14 protein-coding genes are annotated in these 16,655 nt (G+C 68.7%); 2 read left to right on the top strand and 12 right to left on the bottom strand.

Annotated features, from left to right (window positions below):
- Nucleotides 1-8: 8 nt before the first annotated feature.
- From HWX14_RS25205 to HWX14_RS25170, 8 genes are read right to left on the bottom strand one after another with little or no spacing between them, the layout of a single operon-like run.
- Nucleotides 9-1,529: an altronate dehydratase family protein gene (locus tag HWX14_RS25205; protein WP_175885071.1), complete on the bottom strand. Its 1,521-nt coding sequence runs from the start codon at nt 1,527-1,529 to the stop codon at nt 9-11.
- The gene (locus tag HWX14_RS25200; RefSeq protein WP_175885070.1) at nt 1,526-2,686 is read right to left on the bottom strand and encodes a mannitol dehydrogenase family protein; all 1,161 of its coding nucleotides are present in this window, start codon (nt 2,684-2,686) and stop codon (nt 1,526-1,528) included. The genes HWX14_RS25205 and HWX14_RS25200 overlap by 4 nt, the downstream gene beginning before the upstream one ends.
- A 31-nt stretch (nt 2,687-2,717) precedes the next feature.
- Nucleotides 2,718-3,728 (bottom strand): zinc-binding alcohol dehydrogenase family protein, encoded by a 1,011-nt coding sequence (locus tag HWX14_RS25195; protein WP_175885069.1) that lies wholly within the window; start codon nt 3,726-3,728, stop codon nt 2,718-2,720.
- A 22-nt stretch (nt 3,729-3,750) separates the two neighbouring features.
- Nucleotides 3,751-4,626, bottom strand: coding sequence for an amidohydrolase family protein (locus tag HWX14_RS25190; protein WP_175885068.1), 876 nt, complete (start codon nt 4,624-4,626; stop codon nt 3,751-3,753).
- Nucleotides 4,623-5,639, bottom strand: coding sequence for an aldo/keto reductase (locus tag HWX14_RS25185; RefSeq protein ID WP_175885067.1), 1,017 nt, complete (start codon nt 5,637-5,639; stop codon nt 4,623-4,625). The genes HWX14_RS25190 and HWX14_RS25185 overlap by 4 nt, the downstream gene beginning before the upstream one ends.
- Nucleotides 5,640-5,674: 35 nt before the next feature.
- The gene (locus HWX14_RS25180; RefSeq protein WP_175885066.1) at nt 5,675-6,622 is read right to left on the bottom strand and encodes an ABC transporter substrate-binding protein; all 948 of its coding nucleotides are present in this window, start codon (nt 6,620-6,622) and stop codon (nt 5,675-5,677) included.
- A 42-nt stretch (nt 6,623-6,664) separates the two neighbouring features.
- Nucleotides 6,665-7,696 (bottom strand): ABC transporter permease, encoded by a 1,032-nt coding sequence (locus tag HWX14_RS25175; RefSeq protein WP_011549867.1) that lies wholly within the window; start codon nt 7,694-7,696, stop codon nt 6,665-6,667.
- Nucleotides 7,689-9,233: a sugar ABC transporter ATP-binding protein gene (locus HWX14_RS25170; RefSeq protein WP_175885065.1), complete on the bottom strand. Its 1,545-nt coding sequence runs from the start codon at nt 9,231-9,233 to the stop codon at nt 7,689-7,691. The genes HWX14_RS25175 and HWX14_RS25170 overlap by 8 nt, the downstream gene beginning before the upstream one ends.
- Before the next feature lie 232 nt (nt 9,234-9,465).
- Between HWX14_RS25170 and HWX14_RS25165 the strand changes: the two genes are divergently transcribed.
- Both HWX14_RS25165 and HWX14_RS25160 read left to right on the top strand, forming a co-directional pair.
- Nucleotides 9,466-10,167: a FadR/GntR family transcriptional regulator gene (locus tag HWX14_RS25165; RefSeq protein ID WP_027792854.1), complete on the top strand. Its 702-nt coding sequence runs from the start codon at nt 9,466-9,468 to the stop codon at nt 10,165-10,167.
- 262 nt (nt 10,168-10,429) lie between these two features.
- The gene (locus HWX14_RS25160; RefSeq protein ID WP_175885064.1) at nt 10,430-12,535 is read left to right on the top strand and encodes a TonB-dependent receptor; all 2,106 of its coding nucleotides are present in this window, start codon (nt 10,430-10,432) and stop codon (nt 12,533-12,535) included.
- Between the two features lie 31 nt (nt 12,536-12,566).
- On the opposite strand, the gene HWX14_RS25155 is transcribed toward HWX14_RS25160, so the two are convergent.
- From HWX14_RS25155 to HWX14_RS25140, 4 genes are read right to left on the bottom strand one after another with little or no spacing between them, the layout of a single operon-like run.
- Entirely contained in the window at nt 12,567-13,820 is a 1,254-nt protein-coding gene (locus HWX14_RS25155; protein ID WP_175885063.1) for an arsenic transporter, read from the bottom strand.
- Between the two features lie 37 nt (nt 13,821-13,857).
- The gene (locus HWX14_RS25150; protein ID WP_175885062.1) at nt 13,858-15,135 is read right to left on the bottom strand and encodes an MFS transporter; all 1,278 of its coding nucleotides are present in this window, start codon (nt 15,133-15,135) and stop codon (nt 13,858-13,860) included.
- 21 nt (nt 15,136-15,156) lie between these two features.
- Nucleotides 15,157-15,705, bottom strand: a complete 549-nt coding sequence (locus tag HWX14_RS25145) for a hypothetical protein (protein ID WP_175885061.1) — start codon at nt 15,703-15,705, stop codon at nt 15,157-15,159.
- A gap of 43 nt (nt 15,706-15,748) precedes the next feature.
- Entirely contained in the window at nt 15,749-16,303 is a 555-nt protein-coding gene (locus tag HWX14_RS25140; RefSeq protein WP_244130328.1) for a hypothetical protein, read from the bottom strand.
- Nucleotides 16,304-16,655 lie beyond the last annotated feature (352 nt).

Genomic DNA, 16,655 nt, shown 5'->3' with positions numbered 1-16,655 from the left:
CTGTTGCGTCACATGACCGCGCCGCGCAGCCACGGCACGAACTCGCGTTCGCCGATGCCGTTGTCCTCGCTGCGGGATCTGCGTCCGGACGCGACGTCGAGCATCAGCCGGAACAGCCGCTCGCCCGCTTCGCCGACCGTGAGCGAACCGGCGACGATCCCGCCGCTGTCGAAATCCATGTCCGATTGCATCCGCTCGAACAGGCCGGTCGTCGTCGCGATCTTGATCGTCGGCACCGGCTTCGAGCCGAACACCGAGCCGCGGCCCGTCGTGAAGCACACGAGATTCGCGCCGCCGGCGATCTGCCCGGTGGCCGACACCGGGTCGTAACCGGGCGTATCCATGAACACGAGCCCGGCTTGCCGCACCGGCTCCGCATAGTCGTAGACCGCGCGCAGCGGCGAGCGGCCGCCTTTCGACACCGCGCCGAGCGATTTCTCGAGAATCGTCGTGATGCCGCCGGCGAGGTTGCCGGGCGACGGGTTGTTGTTCATTTCGCCGCCGTTGTCGGCGACGTAGCGCTCCCACCACTGCAACCTGCCGAGCAGGCGTTCGGCCACGTCGCGCGAGGCCGCTCGCGCGATCAGCAGATGCTCGGCGCCGTAGATCTCCGGCGTCTCGGACAGAATCGCGGTGCCGCCGTTGCGGACCAGCAGATCGACGGCCGCGCCGAGCGCCGGATTCGCGGTGATGCCCGAATAACCGTCGGAGCCGCCGCATTGCAGGCCGACCGTCAGCCGCGAGGCCGGCACGGCGCTGCGACGCGCGCCGTCGGCCGCCTCCAGCAACTCGCGCACGATCGACACGCCTTTGGCCACGGTGTCGCGCACGCCGCCTTCGTCCTGGATCACCAGCGTGCGCACGGTGCCGGGCGCGGCCGCGTCGAGCCGTTGCGCGAGCGCGCCGACCTGGTTGACTTCGCAACCGAGGCCGACGAGCAGCACGCCGGCGAAATTCGGGTTCCGTGCATAGCCGACGAGCGTGCGCCGCAGCAGTTCGATGCCGTCGCCGGTCGCCGACATGCCGCAGCCGCTCTGATGGGTGATCGCGACGACGCCGTCGACATGACCGAACGCATCGAGCGCGCCGTGCCGGTATGCATCGGCGATCGCATGACAGACGCTCGCCGAACAGTTGACGCTCGCGATCACGCCGACGTAGTTGCGGGTCCCCACGCTGCCGTCGGGCCGCACGAATCCGTCGAAGGTATCGCGGCGATCCGCCGCGACGTCGTCCGCGTTGCCCGCAGGCCCGTCGTGCGCATGCCGCTCGGGCATCCCGACGTTGTGCACGTGCACATGCTCGCCCGCGGCGATGTCGCGCAGCGCGACGCCGATCGGCTGCCCGCATTTGACGATCGCGTCGCCGCGCGCGATCGGCGCGGTGGCGATCTTGTGGCCGGCCGGTATCGCGGCCGCCGGCCGCAGCGGCGCGCCGTGCACGTCGACCGGCACGTCCGGCGCGAGCGCGTCGAGTGCGACGGCGACGTTGTCGTTGCCGTGAAGGATCACGATGGTCGGTTGCGTCACGATGGACTTCTCCCTGTCGTTGCGGCCGCCGGCTCATGGCGGGCGACGAGTTGTCGCAAGCGCGCTTGTTCGGCCGGCACCGCCAGCGAATCCGCGAGCGCGAGCAGCGGCTCGATCCGCCGCGCGACCTTCTCGCGATGGTTGACCGCGATATCGGCGATGCGATGCGCGAGAAACGGATTGAGAAAACGCTCGCGCACGCTGTCGACATAGCGTTCCGCCGTTTCGCGCAGGCCGAGCGCAACGAATACCGGCGCGACTTCATCGCGCCACACGGCTTCGAGACCGTCGCGCAGCCGCGCATCGTTCATCGCGTCCAGCACCGTTTCCGATGCGTCGCGCCCCGCCGCGAGCCACTGTTCCGCGAGCCAGCTATGCCCGAGATTGAGGAAAAACAGCTTCAGGCGCTCGTGGCTGCGCAAATCGTCGGTGACGACGATCTGCGCGTGCCGGCACGGCAGCGCCATGTCCGCACGCCGTTCGATCGCCCACAGCGCATAGGGCTCCGCAATCGCGCCGACCGGATGAAGCGGCTCGGACACGATGCGGTCGACGAGCGAGTTGACCCACACGCAGCGGTTGCACAGATAGTCGGCGAACGCGTCGGGCAGCCGCCACTGCCGGGCGAGGCCCAGCACGATGTCGCGCAGCGTGTCGCCGTTGTTCGTCACCAGTTCGCAAGGCAGGATGGAAACGCCGTCGTCGGGCCGCACGTGCCAGCGCGCATGCAGCAGCACGAGCAGCTTCGCGGGAAAGCCATGCGGCACCTGCTCCGGCCGGGCCAGCAGGTCCACGGTGTCGCGCGGATCGACGCGATAACCTGCGTCGCCGGTGTTCGACACAATGACGCGCACCGTCCCGATCGCGGCGCGGCGTATCTCCGCCCAGTCGTGTTCGGCGTCCCATGCGCGATGCACCGCGTGGCACTCGACGACTTCGTCGACCACGCCGCCGCGGTCACGCCCGCGAATTCGCACCGGATAGCGACCGGTCGCGCGCAGCGCATCGATGCGGGCGCGGCTGGCAGGATTGCCGGTGGTCTGCACGATGCCGATGCCGCCCATCGCGTTGCCGTCGTCCAGCACCTGGGAGACGAACAGGTCGACGTGCGCGAGCAGGAAGCGGCTCGTGCCGAATTGCAGGATCGGCGGCGTCATCGTGTGCGCTCCGGGTGCCCGGTTCGATCGCTCAGCATTCGACGAGCGCCTTCACGACGGTCTGCCCCGCATCCAGCAAACGCGGCAGCGCATCCGGCACCTCGTCGAGCCGCATCCGGTGCGTGTTCAGCGCGCGGTCCGGAATGCGCCCCGCGCGCATCGCGTCGAGCACCGTCGCGAAATCCTCGGCCGTCGCGTTGCGGCTTGCGAGCAGCGTGGTTTCCCGCTTGTGGAACTCGGGATCCGAAAACGCGACATGCCCGCGCACGATCGAAATCAGCGTGTATTTGCCGCCGTGCGCGACGAATTCGAAACCGCGATTCATCGCATCGAGGTTGCCGGTCGCGTCGAACACCGCATCGAAATACTCGCCGTTCGTCAACGACGCGAGACGCTCCGTGTCGCCTTCCCCCACCTCCACCGCCGCATCGACCGCCAGATGCTGGCGGCAAAACGCCAGTCGATCCGCTCGCGTGTCGAGGCACGTGACGTTGGCGCCGCGCAGCTTCGCGAAGATCATCGCGGCCATGCCGATCGGCCCGGCGCCGACAACCAGCGCCCGCTGCCCGGCACGCACATCGGCGCGGCGCACCGCATGCGCACCGATCGCGAGAAATTCCAGCATCGCCGCCTGGTCGAGCGAAATGCCGTCGGCCTTGTGGACGAACTGCGCGGGCACGCTCAGGTATTCGGCGAGTGCGCCGTCGCGATGCACGCCGAGCACCTTGATGTTCACGCAGCAGTTCGTGTTGCCGTGCCGGCATGCGACGCAGTGTCCGCACGACAGGTACGGCATCACGTACACCGCGTCGCCGGCGGCGAGCCCCGACTCGGGTTCCGCCTCGACGACGACCGCGGAAAGCTCGTGGCCCATCACACGCGGATAGTCGAGGTACGGCTGGTTGCCGGTGAAGATGTGCAGGTCGGTGCCGCAGATGCCGACCCGTTGCACGCGCAACAGCACTTCGCCGCTGCCGCGCACGGGCGGTTCGCGATGCTGCACGCGCAGCACACCGGGGGATTCGCAAATCACGCTGAGCATGTCGGGTTCCTTTCGTTCTGGTTCATTCGTCGTGGCGTGCGGTGTCGATCCGGTAGAAGCGTTGTGCGTTGCCGCCGAAGAGGTCGGGCAATGCCGCGGAGCCGAGCAACCGCGCGCAATCGTCCTCGCACGCGGCCAGCCATTCGCCGTAGCCGCCGCACGCCGACGCCAGCCGCAGCACCGGCCAGTCGCTGCCCCACATCAGGCGCGTCGGCCCGAACAGCTCGGCCAGCGCATGGACATACGGCCGCATGCGTGCGCGCACGGCATCGGCGCCGGCCGACGGCCCCGCTTCGGTCCAGAGGCCGGACAGCTTGCAGTGAAGGTTCGGCAGGCTCGCGAGCCGGCTCATCGCGGCCAGCCACGGCTGCAATTCACCGCGCTCGATGAACGGCTTCGCGCCGTGGTCGATCGCGATCGGCAGATCCGGATGGCGTCGCGCGAACGCATGCAGCGCATCGAGATGGCGCGGCATCACCAGCGCATCGAAACGCAGCCCGTGCTCGAGCATCGCGGCGACCGCGCGATCCAGCCGCGGATCGTCGATCCACGCGTCGTCGGGCAAATCCTGCAGCATCGGTCGCAAGCCGCGCGCTTTCGGCGCGGATGCGAACGCCGCGATTCGCGCCGGCGCGTCGTCGGCCTTCAGGTCGACCCAGCCGACCACCGCGCCGACACTCGGCGTGTCAGCCGCGAGATCGAGCAGAAAGCGCGTGTCGGCTTCGCTCGGCAGCGATTGCACGAGCACGGTGGTGTCGATGCGCGCGGCGTCGAGCAGCGGCGCCAGATCGGCGGGACCGAAATCCCGATGAATCGCGTCGAGTTCGGCGGGCGGCCAGCAGCCGGCCCGCGCGGCGATGCGCCAGTAGTGCTGATGGGCGTCGATGCGCGTGGTCATGCGCGTGCCCCCGGAACCGGCGCGTGCGCAGCGATCAGCCCTTCGTCGCGCAGCGCATCCCATAGTGCGGAAGGCGCGGGGCGCTCGAACCATTCGATGTTCTGCTGCAACTGCGCCACGCTGCGCGCGCCGATCACGCACGACACGACGGCCGGATGACCGAACGGAAACTGCAATGCAGCGGCGGGAAGCGGCACGTCGAAGCGATTGCACAGCGCGCGGAGCCGCGTCGTCTTGTCGATCACGTCGGCGCTCGCGTCCGCATAGTTGAACTTGCCGTTGCCGGCGAGCAGGCCGGAATTGAACACGCCGCCGATCACGATCGCCGTCCCGTCACGGGCGCACGCGTCGAGCAGCGGCTCGAGCGCCGCCTGTTCGAGCAGCGTGTAGCGGCCGGCGAGCAGCACCGCATCGAGCGCCGCTTCGTTCAGCGCGTCGGCCGCGACTTCCCATTCGTTCACGCCGAGGCCGAACGCGCCGATCTCGCCGCCCGCGCGCAGCGCATCCAGCGCGCGAAACCCGCCGCCGCGGGTCAACTGTTCCCAGTAATGCGCGTGACGATCGCCGTGCGTCATCGCGCCGATGTCGTGCACGTACAGCATGTCGATCCGCGCGAGCCCGAGCCGTTGCCGGCTGTCGTCATGCGAGCGCATGATGCCGTCGTAGCTGTAGTCGTAGACCGGCCGGAACGGCAACGGCTCGGCCCAGCCGTCGTCGCCCGGCCGCACGCTCGCGTCGGCGCGCATCAGCCGCCCGACCTTCGTGCTGAGCGTGAACGCGCGGCGCTCCCGCGACGCGAGCCCCGTGCCCACGCGCCGCTCCGATAACGTGTACCCGTAATACGGCGCGGTGTCGAAATAGCGCAGGCCGGCGGCGCACGCGGCGTCGACGAGCGCGGCGGCGTCGGCGGCCGACATCGGCCGATAAAGGCCGCCGAGCTGCGAGCAGCCGAGGCCGAGCGCGGACACCGTCAACCCGCTGCGCGGCAAGGTACGCGTATCGTTTGCGTTCATGAGGCGTGACCGGATGCGGAAAAGAGACACGGCGATCAGTACAGGACGTTCTTCGACGCCTGCGAATCGAGGTTCTGCTTGTCGACCATCACGACGCCGGTATCGATCAGCTTCGGCGCGGGCTTGCGCTCGATCACGTCGAGCGCGGTGCGCACGCCCTGGTTCCCCATCTGCCACGAACCTTGCACGGCGATCGCCTGCACGGTGCCGTCGCGCACGAAGCCCTGCAGATCCTCGTTGCCGTCGAAGCCGATCGCCACCACCTTGCCCGCCTTGCCCGACTGCTTCAGCGCACGGCCCATCCCGACCGCGGTCGGCTCGTTCGCGCCGAAGATGCCCTTCAGGTCCGGGTTCGCCGACAGCACGTCGGTCGTCTGGTTCAGCGCGGTCGCCATTTGCGATTGCGAGTAGTACGGGCCGACGATCTGCAGCTTCGAATGGCTCTCGATGTACTTGCGGAACCCGCCGACGCGGCTGACCTCGGAGCCCGCGCCCGGCACGTACGACATGATCGCGATCTTGCCGGACTGCCCGACGCGGTCGATCAGCGCCTTCGCGCACAGCGCGCCCGCCTTCTCGTTGTCGGTCGACAGGAACGCCTGGTAATACGGCTTGCCGGCGTCCGCGATCGCCGAGTCGATCAGCACGACCGGAATGTGCGCTTCCCACGCCTTCTTGATCGCGGGCACGAGCGCATTGGGATCGGACGGCGCGAGCACGATCGCCGCCACGTGACGCGTGACCGCGTTGTCGACCATGTTGACCTGCCCGCTGATGTCGGACTCGGCCGCCGGCCCCTGGAACGTCATCGTGTAGCCCTTGGCGCCGTCGAGCGCCGCCTTCGCGCCTTTCTGCACGTTCTGCCAGTAATTCGAATTGACCGTCTTGACGATCACGGCGATCTCGCCGCCCGCCGCATACGCGCCGCTGCCGCACACCGCGAACACGCACGCCGATGCCGCCAGCAGGATGGATTTGTTCATGTCTCGCTCCGCTTCTCGTTGGTAGGGACTGCTTGCTGCCGGTCAGGGCCGGCGATTGCGCAACTGGTCGATCCACACCGTGCCCAGGATCACGACGCCGATGATGATCTGCTGGATGAAGCTCGATACGCCGTTCATGTTCAGGCCGTTGCGCAGCACGCCGATCACGAACGCGCCGATCGCCGTGCCGGAAATCGTGCCGACGCCGCCCATCAGCGACGTGCCGCCGATGACCGAACTGGCGATCGCGTCGAGCTCGTACATCACGCCTTCGTTCGGCTGCCCGGTGACGAGCCGCGACATCAGCACGCAGCCGGTCACGCCCGCGAGCGCGCCGGACAGCACGTAGGTGAACAGCTTCACGCCCTGCACGTTCACGCCCGACAGCCGCGCGGCTTCCGCGTTCGACCCGACCGCGTAGATATGACGGCCGAGCGACGTTCTCGACAGCAGCACGGACACCACGACGAACAGCACGACCATGATCACGACCGGATACGGAATGCCGGGAAAGGTCGTGTCGGGGAACCCGTCCGCGCCGATCCGCGAGATCCGAAGCAGCGCGCCGTTGCCGAGCGCGCCGAACGCGTCGCCGAGATCCGATACCGGCCGCGCGCCGGTGATCTGCAGTGCGATGCCGCGCGCGACGAGCATCATGCCGAGCGTCGCGATGAACGGCGGCAGGCCCATCTGCGTCACGCAGATGCCGTTGACGAGCCCGCACAGCGCGCCGACCAGGATGCCGGCCGCCATCGCCGCGGGCACCGGCACGCCGGCCTTGACCAGCAGCGCCGCGCACACGCCGGCCAGCGCGAGCACCGAGCCGACCGACAGGTCGATGCCGCCCGTGATGATCACGCAGGTGGCGGCCACGCCCAGATAGGCGATGGAGGTGACCTGCAGGCCGACGGTCATCAGGTTGTCGACCGAGAAGAACGCCGCGCTCGATATCGAGAACGCGAACACGAGCACGACGAGACTGCCCAGCGCCGCGAACTTCTGGATCAGGTCGCGCCGCCGCTGTCGCGCCGCCCGTTCGTCGGCCTGGCTTCGATCGGATGTCATTTCAAGCATGGGAACGCCCCGACGCGTAGTGCATGATCTCCTCCTGACTGGTGTGTTGGGTGTCGAGAAACGCGGTCAATCGACCTTCGTGAAAAACGGCGATCCGGTCGGTCATGCCCAGCAGTTCGGGCAGTTCCGAGCTGATCAGCACCACGCCGACGCCGTCGGCGGCGAGCCGGTCCATCAGCCCGTAGATCGCGAATTTCGCGCCGACGTCGATGCCGCGCGTCGGCTCGTCGAAGAACAGGATCTTCGAGCCGCGGTACAGCCATTTGCCGATGACGACCTTCTGCTGGTTGCCGCCGGACAGGTTGCGCACGCGCTGGTGCACGGACGGCGTGCGAATCGCGAGGTCCTGCACGTAGCGGCGCGCCACGTCGAGTTCGTCGTCGAAGCGCAGGAATCCGAAGCGTGATGTAATGCCGCGCACGTTCGCGAGCGTGAGATTCGCCGCGACGGGCATCGGCAGCGCGAGCCCCTCCTTCTTGCGGTCCTCCGACAGATACGCGATGCCGTGCCGGATCGCCTCGCGCGGCGAGCGGATCGTCACGGGCCGGCCATGCAGCGCGATCGTGCCGCCGTCGACGCGATCCGCGCCGAAGATCGCGCGGGCGATCTCGGTGCGCCCGGCGCCCATCAATCCCGCGAAGCCGAGGATCTCGCCGCGGCGCAGCGCGAACGACACCGGCCCGAACACGCCGTCGCGGCGCAGGTCCCGCACGTCGAGCAGCACGTCGTCGGTCGGCACCGATTGCCGCGACGGATAGGCGTCGTCGAGCGTGCGTCCGACCATGCGCGCGACGATGTCGTCGATGCTCACGTCGGCGAAATCGTCCGTCGAAATGTGGCGCCCGTCGCGCAGCACCGTCACGCGATCGACGATCTGCGCCATTTCGTCGAGCCGGTGCGAGATATACAGGATCGCCACGCCGTCGGCGCGCAGTTCCTCGATGATCCGAAAGAGTTGCACCGTCTCCGCTTCAGTCAGCGACGACGTGGGCTCGTCCATGATCAGCACGCGCGCATCGTGCGACAGCGCCTTCGCGATCTCGACCATCTGCTGCTGCGCGATGGACAGCACGCCGACCTTCGTGGTCGGCGCGACGTTCAGGCCGATGCGCGCGATGCAGCGCGCCGCCTCCGCGTTCATGCGTTTGGTATCGACGAACGGCCCGCGCCGCGGCTCGCGCGCGAGGAACAGGTTCTCCGCCACGCTCAGGTGCGGGACGAGATTGAGTTCCTGGTGAATGATCGAGATGCCGGCCGCCTGCGCTTCGGATGCCGAACGAAACTGCACCGGCGCGCCGCGATAGTGAACGACGCCGTCGTCGGGCAGGTACTGGCCGCTGATGATCTTCATCAGCGTCGATTTGCCCGCGCCGTTTTCGCCGCACACCGCATGCACCTCGCCGTGGCGCAGGTCGAGGCGAATCCCGTCGAGCGCGAGGACGCCCGGGAAGCGCTTGCGAATTCCGTCCAGGCGCAGGATCTCCCGGTCCGGTTCGTCGTGCGCGGCCTGACCGGGCAGATTGCGAGGCATTGCCATTGCGTCTCCTTGGGGTGGATCGACCTCGGCACCATGTGGTCAGTCCAATTTGGATGAATTACAGCAATCAAACCAATTTTGGTCAAGCCAATTTAACTATCCCAATCTGATCTTACCAATAGTAAAAACCCGGACATCCGGACGAACTCGCCGCCACAAGGGGCGATGCGGCAGACGTGATAGACTCCGCGACACGCGCTGCGCCGAAAGCGCACTGATCCCACTCCATCGGATGAAATCGACAGAACCCAAGCGGCTTTACCAATCGGTCGCGGCCCAGATCGTCGCGTTGATTCGTCAGGGCGAATTCGCGATCGGCGAGCGGCTGCCGCCGGAGCGCGAGCTGGCGCTGACGCTCGGCGTATCGCGCCCGTCGCTTCGCGAGGCATTGATCGCGCTGGAAATCGGCGGCCAGATCGAGATCCGGATGGGCTCCGGCGTCTATGTGCGCGACACGGCGGCCGACGCCGTCGGCCCGATGGCCACGCTCGGCGACAGTCCGTCGGAATTGATGCAGGCCCGCGCGGCCGTCGAAGGCAGCGTCGCCGCGCTGGCCGCCGCGCGGATGACGGCCGCGATGCTCGAGCGCTTGCGCCGCACGGTGCAGCGCATGAAGCGGCTCGCGGAGGCCGGCAAATCGCCGGTCGAAGCCGACCGGCAGTTCCACATGCTGATCGCGGAAGCCGCCGGCAATTCGGTGCTCACGCGCTTCGTCGGCGAGCTGTTCGACAGCCGCCACGACCCGATCGCGGCCGCGATGCGCGGCCATGCGGAGAATCCGCAGACCTGGACCGCCGCGGTGCGCGAGCATGAGGACGTGCTCCTTGCGTTGCAGGCCGGCGATCCGATCGCGGCCCAGACGGCCATTCGTGCGCACCTTCGCGCGTCCGAAGCGCGGTGGATCGAGGGCGGGCTGAAAGCCGATCCGGATTGAGCGCGGGCCGGCGCCGGCACGTTCGTCGTCGCGCGCCCCACACCACTGATTCCCCCTCCGACGCCCTGAAAATCGCGTTTCCGCACGCTCCACGACTGCCGCCGCGCCGTCCGTGGTCGTGCGCATTCCCTCATCCCGAAATTACGATTGCAAATGCCTCTCATTTGCATTAAATTGCCGCGCAAATGTACTGTTTGGAACACAGATGTCGGCGCGAGGCCGCCCGCCGTGCCCGAACGCGAACGACACGAAAAGGAGAGGTATGAGCAGGAGGAACTGGGCGGCCGCACCGATGGCCATCGTCGTCGGCACGACCGGCATGGGCGCCGCCGACGCACAGGAAACGTCGTTGCCCACCATCGAGGTCTCCGCGCAACGCGCGACGGCGCCGTTTCGCACGCGCGAATCGACGAGCGCGACGCGCAGCGAGGCGGACGTGATGGAGATTCCGTTCGCGGTCAGCAGCGTCGATACGAAGCTGATCCAGACCGTGGCCGCCACGCGCGGCGACGATCTTTACGACTGGGTCGCGGGCGTCTCGCGCCAGAACAACTTCGGCGGCCTGTGGGACAACTACGCGGTGCGCGGCTTCGCCGGCGACGGCAACACGTCCGGCACCGACTACCTGGTCAACGGCTTCTCGTGGAATCGCGGGATGAGCGTGCCGCGCGACACCGTCAACCTCGAGCGTATGGAAGTGCTCAAGGGGCCGGCGTCCGCGCTGTACGGCCGCGGCGATCCGGGCGGGATCATCAGCTATACGACGAAGCAGCCGCAGTTCGCACGCGCGAACACCATCGGCGTGTCGGCCGGCAGCTACGGCGCGCTGCGCCAGACCCTCGATTCGACCGGCCCCATCACGAAATCGCTCGCGTACCGCTTCGTCGCGATGAACGAGAACAACGGCAGCTTCCGCGATACGGTGTCGAGCAAACGCTACCTGTTCTCGCCGTCATTTACCTGGGACATCGGCGCGGACACGACGCTCCACTACGAATTCGAGAGCGCGCGTCAGCGCGCGCCGCTCGATCGCGGCGTGCTGGCGGTCAACGGGCAGCTCGGCGTGATCCCGGCGTCGCGCTTTCTCGGCGAGCCGCGTGACGGCGACTACGACGTGCGCAACACGGGCCACCAGTTCACGCTCGAACATCGCATCGATTCAAGCTGGTCGATCAACGCCGGCGTCGCGCAACGCAACACCGACCTATCGGGGCGCTCGTCCGAGGCATTCGCGTTGCAGCCGGACGGCCGCACGCTGTGGCGCCGCTACCGGCAAGTCGCGTTTCACTCGAACGACCTGCAAGGCCGCGTCGAAACCACCGGCTCGTTCCGCACGGGCGGCATCGGCCATACGCTCGTGATGGGCGTCGATGCGTACCGCTTCAACTACGACCAGTTCGTCACGCGCTCCACGCCGAGCGCGGCGGCGCCGTATGCGATCGACATCTTCGATCCGGTCTACGGCCAGCCCGCGGCCACGCCGCGCACCGCGACGAACCTGCTCGAACGCGATGACGGACAAGGCGTCTACGCGCAGGACACGCTCGCGTTCGGGCCGCACTGGAAGATCCTGGCCGGGCTGCGCTGGGATCGCTTCCACCAGTCGATCGACAACCGCCTGAAGGGCGTGACGACGAGCCAGTTGCAGACCGCGGTGAGCCCCCGCATCGGCGTCGTGTATGAGATGAGCCCCGCGTGGTCGTTCTATGCGAACACCGCGTATTCGTTCCGGCCGAACAACGGCGCCGACGTCGGCGGCAACGCGTTCGATCCCGAAAAGGGCCACGGCTACGAAGCCGGCGCGAAATGGGCCGGCGCGCGCTGGCTCACGACCGTCTCCGCGTTCTACGTCACCAAGCGCAACGTGCTGACCGCCGATCCGGCGAACGCCGGCTTCTCGCGCGCGGCCGGCGAAGTGCGCAGCCGCGGCGTCGAATTCGAATGGAGCGGCGACCTCGGTCATGGGCTGCGCGGCGTCGCCAACTTCGCGTACGTCAACGCCGAGGTCACGCGCGATACCGTGCTGGCGCCCGGTTCGCGCCTCGTCGACGTACCGCGTCTGAGCGGCAGCGCGCTGCTGATGTACGAGACGACCCTGCCGTTCGCGGACAAGGCCGGCGCCGGTGCGGGCGTGATCTATGTCGGCCGCCGCGCGGGCAACACGGCCAACACGCAGGACGGCTTCGAGCTGCCGGCCTACGCGACCGTGCAGCTCAACGGCTACGTTCAGGTCAACAAGCACCTGCGTGCGTCGGTCGTGCTGAACAACCTGTTCAATCGCACCACCTACGTCAGCTCGTACAACAGCCTGTGGGTCACGCCGGGCGCGCCGCGCAGCCTGTTCGCGTCGCTCGCCTACTCGTTCTAGCCGGGCCGGGGCGGCTGACGGCCATCACCCGTCAGCCGCCGGCCACGAACCGCGCGCCGAGCGCGAGCAGTAGCGCCGGCGGCATCACGCACGCGCCGACCGCGAGAAATGCGCGGAACCCGATCTGCAGCCCTTCACGCCGGATCGCCGCCAGCCACAGAATCGTCGCGAGCGAACCGGTAACCGACAGGTTCGGGCCGAGATCGACGCCGATCAGAATCGCGTCGACCACCGTTTGCGGGCTGTGCGCGGCATGGATCGTCGAGCTCGCGATCAGCCCGGCGGGCAGGTTGTTGACCCCGTTCGACACCAGCGCGACCGCGACGCCGGCCACGGCCGCGGCGACGTGCTCGCCGCTTTGCATCAGCATGTGCAGCAGCCCCGCCAGTACGCGCACCGCGCCGGTCCGGTCGAGCGTCTCGACGACGACGAACAAGCCCGCGACGAGCGGCAACACGCTCCATGAAATCGCGCGAACGATCGGCACGCATGCCGCGCGATCCCGCATCACCACGCACGCGACCGTGACGACACCCGCCAGCGCGGTCGGCAACCCGAGCGGCCGATCGAACACCGACACCGCCATCAGCGCAACGGCCGTTGCCGCGATGCCCGCGAGCGCGATACGTCCGCCGCTCGTCAGCGGCTGCACTGGCAGCCCCGACTCGCAACGGCCGGCAAGCGCACGTCGCTGCACGATCCGCAGCATCACGAACGTGCAGACGATCGACGCGACGGACGGCGCCGCGAAGTGCGCGAGCCAGACGCCGAGCGCCGGCATGTGCGCACCGTACAGCACCAGGTTCGCCGGATTCGAAATCGGCAGCACGAAACTCGCGGCATTGGCAACGAGCGCGCAGCTGTACAGCAGCGGCATCGGATCGGCCTTCGCGCGGCGCGCCGCGGCAAGGACCGCGGGCGTCAGCACGACGGCGGTCGCATCGTTCGACAGGAACACCGTGGTGACGACGCCGACCGCGTAGATCAGCGCGAACAACCGCCGCGGCGAGCCCTGCGCGAGATTGACGACGTGCGTCGCGACCCAGTCGAACAACCCCTCGCGACGGGCCGCCTCGGACAGCAGCATCATGCCCGTCAGAAACAGGTAGACGTCGCCCCCTTTCGCGACGGCGTCCAGCGCCTGCGCGACGGGCAACAGGTTCAACACGACCAGCAGCAGCGCGCCGCTCACGGCCCAGATGGCCTCGGGCCAGCCGAACGGGCGCGTGATGACGCCCGCGGTGGCGAGCGCGGAAATCAGCCAGGCAAGCGAGACAGGATTCATGGGCAAGTCGATGGAGGCATGGGAATCGACATCGCTTTCAAGACGACGTCGCCGATAGATCGGCGGGCTTGCCGCACACGCTGCTCAGCGAGCGCGCGTGACCGAGCCACAGCGCGAGCGAGCCCGTCGACACGGCGCCCAGTACGACGAACGCGGCCGGATAACCGAAGTGCTGCGCGAGCACGCCGCCCAGCACGGGACTGAGCGCCGCGCCGATACCCTGCGCGGTCGCGACGGCGCCCTGCCCGGCATTCACGCGGCCGGAGCCATGCAGCAGGCGAACCACGAGCGCGGGCACGACCACGCTTTGCAGGCCGGCGCCGATGCCGTCGAGCACCTGCACCGGCCACACGCCCGCTTCGCTCATCCATGCCGCGGCGACCAGCCCGCGCACCGGCAGCACGAGGTACGAGAACAGCAGCACGCGCCAGTAACCGTGCGAGCGAATCAGCCGGGGCGCGAGCCACGCCGCCGCGATCATCACGAACTGCGCGATGACGATGGTCTGTGCGGTGAACGCGCTCGGGTTGCTGCGATGCGTGACGACGACGCCCATCCCGTAGAGCGGCAGCATCGCGGCGTTGCCGAGATGAAACAGCGCGAGCGACGCGCCAAGGAGAACCAGCGGCCGGTTTTCGGCGAGCGTGCGCAGGCCGCCGACGCGCGACGTCGACGCCGCGTTTGACGCATGCGGATGCGGGTGCGGATGCGCAGCATCCGTTCCCGGTGCGGCACCGGCAGGATCGAGGCCACGTGCGGACGCATGATCGATCGCATGCCCGGGAATCGCCAGCGTGCTCACGATGGCGAGGACCGTAAACGCGCCGACGAGCGCGAACACCGCGTCGAACCCGACATGCCAGCCTAGCCACCCGGCGAGCGCCGCACCGGCGACGTTGCCGGCATGGTTCGCCATCTGGTTGCGCCCGAACTGCCGGTCGAAACCCTGCCGGCGCACGATGCCCAGCGTCACGCCCGCGGCGGCCGGCGCGAGCACCGCGCCGCTGACCGCCGCCAGCACCTGCGACGCCGCCACCGCCGGATAGCTGTGGACGAACATCATCGCCAGCGACGCAAGCGCCGTCACCGCGGTCGCCACGGCGATCAACGCCCGCTTCGCGCGCACCGCATCGACGAGCGCGCCGGCCAGCGGCGTCGCGGCCATCGCGGCGAGCCCGGCCAGCGTCATGACCGAGCCGATCGCATCGGCGCCCCAGCCGCGCGACAGCAGGATGACGCCGATGAACGGGCCGATGCCGGCCTGCACGTCGGCCAGGAAGAAGTTGAGCGCTTCGAGCGCACGTGCCGGTCTCATGGTCGTCTCACCGTCGCACGATCATTCGGCATCCATATCGACGAGCTCGGCGATCTCGCTCACGTCGAGTGTGGTGCCGTGCGGCGTGACGACGCCGTGCCCCCACGCCTGCACATGGACACCGGGACGCAGATAATCGTGCAGCGCTTCCGCCGCATGCGGCGGCACCCGCAACGCGACGCCGCTCGTCAGCAACGCGCCGTTCAACTCGCCTTTCGGGCCGTGCAGCCCAAACGCGACTTCGCCGCTCAGTTCCATCGGTTTTCGAGCGGCGTGCGTCGGCTTCGGCGGCGCGGCGTGCGCGGGCCCGTCGTCGACGATGTCGACGCCGTCGCGCCCGCTCAGTTGCACGGCCGCGATCATCGCCGCGCGACGCGGCTTGACGCCGCGCACGCGGATGCGGTCGCCGACCGCGACGCGGCGCGCCAGTTCGCGGCCCAGATGCGGCGGCACGTGCACCTGCAGGTCGCCGTTCAGGATCAGGCCGTCGACTTCTCCGTGCGGATTGAGCAGGAATTGCGTGACGCGGCCGCGCGTTTCGGGCAGGCAGGCGGGATCGATCCAATGCATGGCAGGACTCCTTTCGATGGATGGGGGGAACAGCGTCGCGCGATCAGCGCGCGACATCGTCATAGAGATTCACGACATGGCCCGGCGCGCCGAACGCCGTCGCCTGCAGCGCTTCGCCGTATGCGTTGCGCGTGCCGTAGCCGACCGCGGCCACGCGCTCGCCGGGCGCGAGCAGCGCGCCGAATTGCTGGGCGGCCGGAACGGTCAGCTTGACGATCGCACCGCTGTCGAGCATCACGCCGTCCGGTTCGCCGCGCGGCGCGCGCGTCACGCGGCGCACGACGCCGGACACGCTGAGGCGCGCGAGGTTGACCCCGCGCAGCATGGGCGGCACGGGCGCGACGGGCGCGGGCGGCTGATCGGACAGCGACGCGCCGGTGCCGTCGTCGCGGACCACGCGGGCACGGATTTCATCGTCGACGCGTCGTTCGCCGGCTACCGTCACGCGGTCGCCCGTTTTCACGAGCGCCGTCAGTTGCGAACCGAGATGCGGCGGCAGGCGGACGAGCGTGCCGTCGGTCAGCACGAAGCCGTCGACGGTGCCTTCCGGATTGATCGTCAGGCGCGACAGCGTGCCGGAAATCAGCGCATCCGACACGGTGTCGTTTCCGGGCCCGGCAGGCACAAGCGCGCGAGGCCGAGGAGGAGCAGGCGGCGGCGGCATGGCGCCGGCCGGGTCTTCCGAGCGCGGCGCCGGCGGCACCTGCGCCGCGCCGACCGTTGCGACGGCAACGAGTGCGGCGGCGCAGAGCGCGCGATACGACCAGTGAACGGCGGCGCGGCACCGCGGCCGCGATCGGACGACAGGCAGGTACGACTTCATGACGGGCTCCGGCGACGGGTTGCGATGCATCGATATCCGCAATACCCGTGCCAACCCGCGACGCCCCGCGTGGCCGTGCGACGAACGACGACGCGCGCCAAACGTGTCGGATTTCCCGACACGTCGA

Source organism: Burkholderia sp. BCC0044 (assembly GCF_902832955.1).
Classification (GTDB): domain Bacteria; phylum Pseudomonadota; class Gammaproteobacteria; order Burkholderiales; family Burkholderiaceae; genus Burkholderia.
Note: the sequence above shows the minus strand (reverse complement) of the source record. Positions and strands in the feature narration are given on the sequence as shown.